Origin of the sequence: Microcoleus sp. bin48.metabat.b7b8b9.023 (genome assembly GCF_013299185.1) — a bacterium.
In the GTDB taxonomy this organism is placed as follows: Bacteria; Cyanobacteriota; Cyanobacteriia; order Cyanobacteriales; family Microcoleaceae; genus Microcoleus.
Genome location: NZ_JAAFKG010000021.1, coordinates 44,998 through 55,023, shown reverse-complemented (window position 1 = coordinate 55,023; position 10,026 = coordinate 44,998). Strand labels below are relative to the sequence as shown.

General features: G+C 45.9%; 9 protein-coding genes. All 9 read right to left on the bottom strand.

Features of this window, described 5'->3' with window-relative positions; translation table 11 throughout:
- Positions 1 to 21: 21 nt before the first annotated feature.
- The 9 genes from QZW82_RS14185 to QZW82_RS14145 all read right to left on the bottom strand — a co-directional run bounded on the left by QZW82_RS14185 (position 22) and on the right by QZW82_RS14145 (position 9,808).
- Positions 22 to 2,043, bottom strand: coding sequence for an ABC transporter ATP-binding protein (locus QZW82_RS14185; protein ID WP_293149155.1), 2,022 nt, complete (start codon positions 2,041 to 2,043; stop codon positions 22 to 24).
- A gap of 254 nt (positions 2,044 to 2,297) precedes the next feature.
- A complete protein-coding gene (locus tag QZW82_RS14180) occupies positions 2,298 to 2,810 on the bottom strand; it encodes a hypothetical protein (RefSeq protein WP_293149153.1) in 513 nt (170 codons plus the stop codon).
- A 255-nt stretch (positions 2,811 to 3,065) separates the two neighbouring features.
- Positions 3,066 to 3,272 (bottom strand): hypothetical protein, encoded by a 207-nt coding sequence (locus QZW82_RS14175; RefSeq protein ID WP_293149151.1) that lies wholly within the window; start codon positions 3,270 to 3,272, stop codon positions 3,066 to 3,068.
- Positions 3,273 to 3,654: 382 nt separating this feature from the next.
- Positions 3,655 to 4,977 (bottom strand): transposase, encoded by a 1,323-nt coding sequence (locus tag QZW82_RS14170; protein ID WP_293149149.1) that lies wholly within the window; start codon positions 4,975 to 4,977, stop codon positions 3,655 to 3,657.
- Between the two features lie 189 nt (positions 4,978 to 5,166).
- Entirely contained in the window at positions 5,167 to 5,607 is a 441-nt protein-coding gene (locus QZW82_RS14165; RefSeq protein ID WP_293149147.1) for a DUF3574 domain-containing protein, read from the bottom strand.
- Positions 5,608 to 5,982: 375 nt separating this feature from the next.
- A complete protein-coding gene (locus tag QZW82_RS14160; RefSeq protein ID WP_293149145.1) occupies positions 5,983 to 6,351 on the bottom strand; it encodes a hypothetical protein in 369 nt (122 codons plus the stop codon).
- 462 nt (positions 6,352 to 6,813) lie between these two features.
- Complete coding sequence (locus QZW82_RS14155; protein WP_293149144.1) at positions 6,814 to 7,896, bottom strand: ABC transporter ATP-binding protein; 1,083 nt, start codon at positions 7,894 to 7,896, stop codon at positions 6,814 to 6,816.
- A 133-nt stretch (positions 7,897 to 8,029) separates the two neighbouring features.
- Positions 8,030 to 8,896, bottom strand: coding sequence for a carbohydrate ABC transporter permease (locus QZW82_RS14150; protein WP_293149142.1), 867 nt, complete (start codon positions 8,894 to 8,896; stop codon positions 8,030 to 8,032).
- 3 nt (positions 8,897 to 8,899) lie between these two features.
- Entirely contained in the window at positions 8,900 to 9,808 is a 909-nt protein-coding gene (locus tag QZW82_RS14145; protein ID WP_293149140.1) for a sugar ABC transporter permease, read from the bottom strand.
- Between the last annotated feature and the right edge of the window lie 218 nt (positions 9,809 to 10,026).

Genomic DNA, 10,026 nt, shown 5'->3' with positions numbered 1-10,026 from the left:
AATTTAGCTAGCTAAATAATATCAAATTTGTTGCGATTCATCCCCAGGCGAGAGGGGCGCATTCGCAGCAGACAAAGCAGATTGGCGACCTAACTGCTGTTGCCGAATTCGATCTAAATTCCCCGCAGGAATAGCAGCTATCAGTTGCCGCGTGTAAGCTTGCTGCGGTTGGCGGTAAATACGCTCGGCTGTGCCAATTTCCTCGATTTTACCTTTGTTCATGACGATCGCGCGATCGCTCATAAACTTGACCACGCTCAAATCGTGAGAAATAAAAATATAAGTCAGTCCAAACTCTGTTTGCAACTCCTTGAGCAAATTTAAAACTTGCGCCTGCACCGATACATCCAATGCAGAAACCGATTCATCGCAAATAATAAACTTAGGATTCAAAGCCAAAGCTCTGGCAATACAAATTCGCTGCCGCTGTCCCCCGGAAAATTCGTGGGGGTAGCGCCGCATAAAATCGGGATTTAAACCCACTCTATCCAACAAATAAGCCGCGCGATCGCGCTGTTCTTTCTGGTTTTTGCCAAAGCTGTGAATCACCATCGGTTCCATCACAGCCTCCCCAACACTCAAGCGCGGATCGAGAGAACTATAAGGGTCTTGAAAGATAATTTGCAAATCGCGCCTCAGCCTTCGCAATTGGCGATCGTACTCTTTTTTGAGCCGATAATTAGCCATCCACTGCCCTCGGGAACTACTTTTGGCAGGAGGGGTAATTTCTTGGCCTTCAAAAAACACTTTACCGCTGGATATCGGAATTAATTGCAGCAATGCTCTCGCTAAAGTTGATTTACCGCAGCCAGATTCGCCGACTAAACCCAAAGTCTCGCCCGGATAAACCTCAAAAGAAATATCGTTGACTGCCATAAACAAGCGTTTAGTTTCGCCAAACATTCCTTGCACCGGAAAACCGACTCGCAAGTTATTAACAGCTAGCAAAGGCTCGCCAATATGTGGCAGACGAGGGGGTTTTCCGGTGGGGAAGGTGGAAAGTCCGCCGCTGCTGTCGCCGTCTAAATCGACATTTTTCTCGACAATTACCAATTCGCCGCTAGCATTTGTGGTGACTTCCATAAAATCGGAAACTGTCGGTAAGCGGCGCATTTGGCGTTCGAGAGTTGGGCGGCAAGCTAAGAGACCTTTTGTGTAAGGATGTTGGGGATTGCTGAAAATTTGCTCGATCGCACCGCATTCAACAATTTTACCTCGGTACATCACCGCCACCGTATCGGCAATTTCAGCAATGACGCCTAAATCGTGGGTAATAAAAATCATTGCCATGCCTCTAGAGTCCCGCAACTCGCGCAGCAAAGCTAAGATTGTGGCTTGCACGGTTACGTCTAAGGCCGTTGTCGGTTCGTCAGCAATTAATAAAGTGGGATTGCAAGAAATGGCCATCGCAATCATCACGCGCTGGATTTGGCCGCCGGAGAGTTCGTGGGGATAGCGATCGAGCATAGCTTGTTTTTGACCGTTGACGAGCTGCATGAAATCGCGATCGTCCTGGGCACCTGCTTCTTGCCGCAAAGCCAAACAGCGCTGCCGCAGTTCCTCATCCGCCGGTAGCAGCTTCACCTCTTGCAATAGCGAAGCAGCCTTGCGCCGCGCTGCTGTCTGGGATATCTTTTGGTGGAGACAAATGGCTTCTGTGAGTTGAAATCCGATCGTAAAAACGGGATTTAGCGAACTCATCGGCTCTTGAAAAATCGTCGCAATCTGGCTGCCCCGGTAGGTTTGTTTTTCCCGATCGGGCATTTCCAGCAGATTCACAGGCTGCTGGCTAGCGCCGTCTGCTGCCGGAGAAAACCAAATTTCGCCCTGGATTTTCGTTAACGAACTTGACAGCAAACCCATAACAGCGAGGGATGTTACCGATTTTCCCGAACCCGACTCTCCGACAATTCCCAGAGTTTGCCCTCGCTTCACCTCAAAGGAAATGCCGTCAACAGCTTTGACTGTTGCGGACGCATTGCCTGCATCCGCAGATTGAAATTCAACCCGCAGGTTGCGAACTTCTAGGACGGTTTCACTCATGGAAGTCTATGGGAAAAGTTACAAGGAGATTAAGTGGATTTTGACATACCTCAGCCTCAAGGCATGAGGAAAGTCGGAGATTTTCAGTTTGAAATTTTAAATTCTCTAACTGATGGCGATTTTCCTGCTTACCGAATTACAGGTACTCGCTTAGGGACACTGCACTGCGGTGTCCCTACTATATTTCATTGAATTGAAAACTGCCTCTAACACCCAAAACTCAAAACCCATAACTACTTAACTGCCGAATGCCCTCAATAACCGATGACTTGAGTGCCAGCAGGCAGTGCAGTCGTCTCGGAGACCTTTTTAAACACGGTTGCTTGGTCGTTTAAGGAATTCGGTCTTGGGAGTCCGGGATTGGTACCTTCCACCTGAAGGCGCATTTGACCTTCGGGAGTCAACTCAAAAACAGTCTCAACGGTTTCGCTCTTGTTGAGGCTGACATCGAGGTGCATTGGTGTTGCAGCGAGATTAACTTTATACCTGGTTTCTTTGGCGCAGGGGGCTCCGTCGGGGCATTTACCCATCATGAACAATTTGCCTTTTGGGGCAAAGACAAAGGTAAAAGACTGACCGGAGGGGATTGTACCTTGCCATTGACCTAGAAGTTGCTTGTCGATATTGCTAGCGGCGGGGGCTGCTGCTTCGGCAATTGTTGGTGATGCTGCGGATGCTGGGCCTTGCGCGCCGTTGAAGCTGCTGGCGAGGATGCCGAAGCAAATGCCACCTGCGATCGCTTTGCCAATCATTTTTGAATTAGACATGAGACCGATCTCAAAATTGGTTGTTTCTTTTCTACACTGTAGCCATAAAACCGTACTTTGTTTAATTTAAATCCATTTTGGGAAAATAAAATATATTTACGTAATATGGCATACAAACCGCTACAATTTCGGGAATCTGCCGAAACAGTCGATTCCAATGTGTTCGATCGCGATCTTTGTTATGGTTGGCCGGTGCGCGAACACTCGCTTTTTTTTAGATGAAAGCAATCGCGCTGTTTGGGCAGCGGCGGATGTTTAAGATTCTGGTTGAGATTCTGGTTGAGATTCTGATTGAGATTCCCGCTTAGCTTTCTGTTCTTTTTGCTCTCGTTTTGTTCGCTCCAATGCCTCTGCGTAAGACCAAGCAACGCTCACAATCAAAGCTTTCCCAATACCGTCCAAATCTTTTTGTATATCGTCATTATTCGGCACTGAGGATTTTGGGCTGCCATCGTTCGTCATATTTTTGTTTTCTCCCGGGCTGGTTTTCTGGCGACTTTTTGAAATGTGCGATCGATACTCACAAATTCTAATTTTTAGCAGAAAGAATTGGTTGAAAGCCCCAAGTCTTTGAGGGACAAATTAAAATCAGACTATTCATTATTCCAATCCTCTTCCTTCTAGGTAGAGGTCGCTCCTCAACTGTCAACTGTCAACTGTTGAATGCACCCGCACCCTACTTATCTCTGAGGGTGTGACCTTGATTACTACGAATAATATCTTGACACTCCTCGACCTGAAGGTGCGAGGATTCTTGAGGAATTTCTACCTCAATTTCCCTGTTTCCAGGGTTCCCAGACTCCTCACGTTTGCTCAATCGAGCGCGAGGATATCTTCTGGGCGTTTAGGCGCGAACGCCAGGTTTCGCGGAGTCCCCGCGTACCAAATGTAAAGCTCGATCGCGAATAGTTTTTGCTGCACCTATATCAGCGTGTTCGTGGTAGCCACATTCAGTGCAAATGAACTTTTCGCCATCTCTATTAGACTTGTCGATGTGACCGCAATTCCGACATTCTTGACTAGAGTATTTGGGATTAACCTTGATTAAGATTTTTCCTTGCTTTGCAGCCAGATACTCAATCTTCAGTATTAACTCGCCCCAGCCTGCATCAGAAATAGAACGGTTTAAACCTCTCTTCCTTGATTGCCCATTTTTCAGAAATCTACCTGTTTTTTCGTCCACCTTCACTCGACATCGGCGCATCATGCCGGAAATATTCAATTCCTCTAGAGCAATCGCGTCAACGTTACGTGACACTATTTTATTGGCAACCTTCCATTGGTAAGCTTGGCGCTTATTGCTAATTCTTTGGTGGAAAAGCCCTAGTTTTTTAGCTGCTTTTTTGCGGTTATTACTCCCTTTTGCTTTTCGACTGACTTGTCTCTGTCTAATTCTCAGTGTGCGTTTAGCTTTTTTAGTGGCTGAAAACTTGGGATTTTTAATTTGAGTTCCATCTGATAGATGGACTAATTTTGTAATTCCCATATCGCAACCAATTACCTTGACGACATCTTTGAGAGGTTTTGTCGTGTAATCGGGGACAGACTTGTCCTCAATGCGGACGGATACATACCACCCATTCTGTCGCTTTCTTACCGCACAAGCTTTAATGGTAAAGCCACCAGGAATTGGGCGCGAGTTGTGGAAACGCATCCAACCTAACTTTGGCAAGTAAATTTTACTACCTTGTATTTTTACCCCCATCACAAATGTGAAGGAAGTGAAATTGTTGCGATTCTTGAATTTAGGAAAGCCGCGTCCGTCAAAAAAATTATTATAGGCAGTGTCTAACCGTTTGACGTTCTGTTGTAGAACTGTCGAATCTATCCCGGCAAACCAGGGTCTAGCTGCTTTCAATTGGGGCAACGCTGTGATTTGAATCTCGCCTGGGTTGCGCCGAGGGTTTTTAACTTTCCCCTTTTTATCTGTTTTGCCTATTTTCCAAGGTTCCCCAGTGGCACCGTTTTTACTGACACAACTGGTCAACGGACAGGATTCACTTTTGCTCCTAATGTCGCAATAGTTGCCTTGAATGAAATGTTGGCTATACTGAGTTATCCTGTCATTAAGACACCAGTTGAAATGGCTTCGCAACATATCCACCCAATTAGACATTTTTAAGTCTTGTGTTTGATTTGGACGCAACTTGTATACATAGTTACTCAACAATTTTAACTCCTCCTTTTCTTGAGCTGTTATTAGTATATAGTGAAAGGCTTGCGTGTTTGTACTTTTTACATTTCTTTAGGAAAGAGGGTTTAAGGTTTATAGTTTTACTTACCAAGCCGTCCTATAAGGACGGGGTTTTAGACCCATCTGTGATAATATCATAAATACGCTGATTGGATGAGCGAATCAGAAAGAAACCTTAACTGCGCTGGTTGTCCGCAACACTGACTCCTGCTGAAACCTGCGCTTGTAATTTTCGATAATTTCCTGAATAGCTCGATTTTTTTCCTGGCTGCTTTCATAAATCAAAATAACTATTTTAGAGTTTTCTCGAATCAATATTCCGCCCTGGTTGAGAAACTGCCCGGAACCGTCTAATACAGTTAGCCCTTCCCGAAAACGAGGGGTAATAACTTCCTTGACAAACTCCTGCCATTCTGACTCAGAAATTGTCTCGCCTCCGGGTTTAGTTAAGCCAAAATACAGTTCATCTTTGAGGAAGGTTTTTGGACTGACATTAGTATCGGAAGTTTCGGAAATTTGAGCGCGGGCAATTGTCCCCGGACAAATCGGCACGAGCAACAGCAGGCCTGCCAAGCAAAGACTGTTAAGATGTTTGTTCTTCATGTGATTATCGTCACAAATAAACAAGTAGTAGGGTGCGCGAGAGCGATCGCTCTTTAACTACCGACTTTGAGACTGTTGGTACTGAGGCACCGCCCGAGCGATCGCACAATACCGACAATACCTATGCTACCGTTCGTGATTTAATTTAACATAAAATGTTGCCAACTCAAAAACCCAATTTCTCGTGAGAAACTGGGTTTTTGAGCGTCAGCCTTAGTTTATTCAGTCTTAGACCCACAGGTGGTCAGGAACCGGGTTTTTAATCAAAATCTTTTGTTAGCACCCTGAACAACGGTAAAAGACCCGGTTTCTAAGAGGATAAGAGCGTCAGCCGTAGTTGATTTGCGATCGCCTGCGTAGTTTATTTGCGATCGCCTAATTAGTGGTGTCTGCTCTATTATTCTTCAATTCAGCCATACTTCTGTTAGCAGTGTCTTTGTACATCTCCCCGAATTCTTTGACGGCTGCTCCCGCTTCTTGTCCGATCTTCTGAATTCGTTCGCCCGGAGCGTCAGAGGTTTCACGAGCTTCTTGTCTCCATTCGCGAGTTGTTTGGGGTCTTTCGGGATTGTTTAGCTCCGAGTTTGAACCGTACTGACTGCCATAAGCTTTGTTGCTGCGTCCCCCATCAACATTGGATGTCAGCAGCAGAAAACCGACTAGGACAACACTCAAAAAACTCTTGATTTGAAAGCCCTTAAGCAATGAACTGATGCGACCGATAGCTGTAGAAATCAAATTCATCTCCGTCATACTCCGTAAGTTAATTGGTGATAATTTCCCACTTTTTTTCATCTAATTGACTTGTTCTCCGATCGGGAGCTAACGCGAGGGAAAGCCAAACTTAGCTTTAACTTGCAATTGGCTACATGATGAGAGTTATAGGCTAGCGATAAAACCTGTCAAACACCCAACTCATGTGTCATATCGTGTCCGCTCGATTAACCGCAATCAGATTGGTTTGTAGTGCGGACTTAAGTCCGCCAAATGCTGCGGACTTAAGTCCGCACTACAAACATTTTTTGTGATGGCAATCGATCGCAAACGATATCAGTCAACTAGCTTTTTCACACATGAATATCACCTTAACAGCAGCAAAATACTTCTACCTCTTACTAAAGTCATAACTTAGTTAAAAGCAGAAATAGTATTTTTCAGCACAGGGTTAGACTATTTTCAATCGATCGTGTTATACAGGCCAAATTTTCATTTCAAGCGATCGCCAGTTTTGACATCAAACCAGTGCAGCAACTGAGCCGGAAAAACCAGCTCGACAATTTCGGAACTCCACTGACGGTCATTTGGGAGCAAAGCGCGCACCGTTACTGACTCCAAACCCTTAACTCGGACGCTAACTAAATTTTGCATTCCCAAGTTTTCTACTAAATAAACCTCACCCTTAATTGCCTCTGGATCTGGCTTCTTCCTGGCCTCTACATCTGCAAAGCTGAGGTGTTCCGGGCGAATTCCCAAGACAATCTCTGGTGGGACTGTCGGCAGATTTGGTAGCGGAACTCCAGAATCGCCCAACATCGCAAAATTGCCCTGGCATTTAAGCACTAGCAAATTCATTTGCGGGCTGCCTACAAAACCCGCTACAAACTGATTGGCAGGACGGTTATAAATCAAGTGTGGCGGGTCTAATTGCTGGACGCTGCCACTGTTGAGAACTGCGACTTTTGTAGAAAGCGTCATTGCTTCGGTTTGGTCGTGGGTAACGTATACTACAGGGGCTTTTTGGGCGGAAAACAATTGTTTCAATTCTGCCCTCACTTTTTCTCGCAATAAGGCGTCGAGATTGCTTAAAGGTTCGTCGAGCAAAAATACTGCTGGTTGGCGCACTAAGGCGCGTCCGAGGGCTACTCGCTGCCGCTGTCCGCCTGATAGTTTACCCGGTTTGCGATCGACTAATTCGGTCAATCCGAGGGATGCTGCAACTTCTGTCACTAAGCGGTTGATTTCGCTGTCGGAGATTTTGCGGAGTTTGAGGCTGGATGCCATATTGTCGTACACTGTCATGTGCGGGTACAGCGCGTAACTTTGAAACACCATTGCAATATCCCGATCGCCCGGTCTGAGATTTGTCACATTGCGATCGCCAATTCTAATCTCGCCTCTAGTGGGCTGTTCCAACCCTGCAATCAACCGCAGCGTGGTAGATTTGCCACACCCGGAGGGCCCCAGCAAGGTCAGAAATTCGCCCTCGCTGACATCTAAGCTAATGTCTTTTACGGGTACAACTTTGGGGGTGTAGGTTTTATTGAGGTTTTTTAGTTGTAGTTTTGCCATGATTTTTATAAGAAAGAGTTACGAACCGCGAAGGCGCGTTAGGCGAAGCCGCGCGTAAGCGCTAGGGCGCGAAGGAAGAGAAAAGAAGGGAAGAGGAAGAGTTTAAGATGCTAGGATTATTTAAGGTTGAAGTTTATCCTTTTACTGCCCCGGCTGTTAAACCCTGAACTATGCGCCGCTGGAACACTAAAACTAGCAAAACTAAGGGTAAGGTTCCTAAAACTGTTGCTGCTGCGATCGGGCCGTAGGGAATCTCAAAGACTGATGCACCGCTGAGTTGAGCGGTGGCGACGGGAATTGTTTTGAGAGATTCGCGGGTCATAAATGTCAGTGCGAAAATAAACTCGTTCCAAGCTGAAATAAATGTCAGAATTCCGGTTGTGACTAAGGCGGGAAATGTCATCGGTAGCACGATTTGCCACAGCATTTGAAAGGTGTTGTATCCGTCAACTTTAGCCGCATCTTCTAAATCTTTTGGCAGTTGTTGAAAGAAACTCCGCATTACCAAAATCGTCAGCGGTAGATTGATGGCTGTGTATGGAATAATTAAGGCTAAATAATTATTTCCTAAATCCAAAGCTTTGACAATTTCCAGCAGTCCTAAAAATAGCAATACCGCCGGAAATAGCGTCACAATTGTCACAGTTGCCAGAATAATTCTCTCGCCCCACAGCCGCAACCTCGCCAATGCGTAAGCTGCGGGAGCACCTACTGCTAAACACAGCAGTGTTGAAGTAATGGAAACAAAAGCGCTATTTAAAATGTAAAGTGCAAAGGGGCGGCGCTGGAATAAGGACAGGTAATGATCGAAGGTAATCCGTGTGGGAATGTAGACGTTGGGAATTGCTGAGATATCGGCGTTTACTTTGAAGGAAGTCAGCACCTGCCACACGATGGGTGCGAGGAAATATGCGACAATTAATATCGCTGATAGGGGCAAGATTAATTGCCGGATCTCAAAGGTTTTTTTTGTGGTAGGTTGTTCGCGGGCGATCGACATAATTTAATTTCCTCCGGCTGCATTGACGCGGGCTCTCGATAACAGGTAACTGGCGATCGCAACTGCGGCCACTAACAGCAAAAAAGTACACACCACCAAAGCGGCCCCGTACCCAAAGTCTAAATACCTCATCACCGTGCTGTAAATGTAGATAGAAACCGTCTCCGTCGCTCCAGCCGGCCCCCCTCCCGTCATCACCTGAATCAAGTCAAAAATGCCGAATGCTTGGGCAAATCGAAACAGCAAAGCAATTACAATTTGGGGCATCAGCAGCGGCAGAGTAATTTGACGGAAACTCTGCCAACTACTCGCGCCGTCAATGGCGTGGGCTTCATACAAATCACCGGAAATCGATTGCAGTCCTGCTAACAAAAGCAAGCTGACAAAGGGCGTAGTTTTCCAAATATCGGCTGCAATCACTGCCATCATTGCCAAAGTCGGATCTCCCAACCAGCTAATGCTCTTTTGAATCAATCCCAAGCGCAGTAAAATGTCGTTAATTACGCCGTATTGGTCGTTAAAAATCCACGCCCAAGCTACACCCATCAATGCAGTCGGCAGCGCCCAAGGTAGCAGGGAAATTGTCCGCACAATGCCGCGCCCCGTGAAAGATTGATTTAAGACTAAAGCAATGCCCATGCCGAGAATTAATTCCAGTACAACAGAGGCGACAGTAAAGACTGTGGTGTTGCTTAAAGTTTGCCAGAAACGCCCGTCGCCTAACATTCGACTGTAGTTAGCAAAGCCGGAAAAAACCAGTTTTAATTCAGTTCCAAGATTTTGGGTGAATAAACTCAGCCAAAACGCGCGCAAGATTGGGTAAGCAAATACTAGCAGCAGAATTATTAATGCTGGTGCTACTAATATCCATCCGGTTCTTTGTTCGCGCTGTCGCATTTTGTCTGCTTGCATATTTTTAATCCCTAATTTATCCCTCATCCCCCGTTCGTAGTAAGGACTTTAGTCCTCCGGTTCGTAGTAAGGACTTTAGTCCTCCGGTTCGTAGTAAGGACTTTAGTCCTCCGGTTCGTAGTAAGGACTTTAGTCCTAAGGTTCGTAGTAAGGACTTTAGTCCTAAGGTTCGTAGTAAGGACTTTAGTCCTCCGGTTCGTAGTAAGGACTTTAGTCCT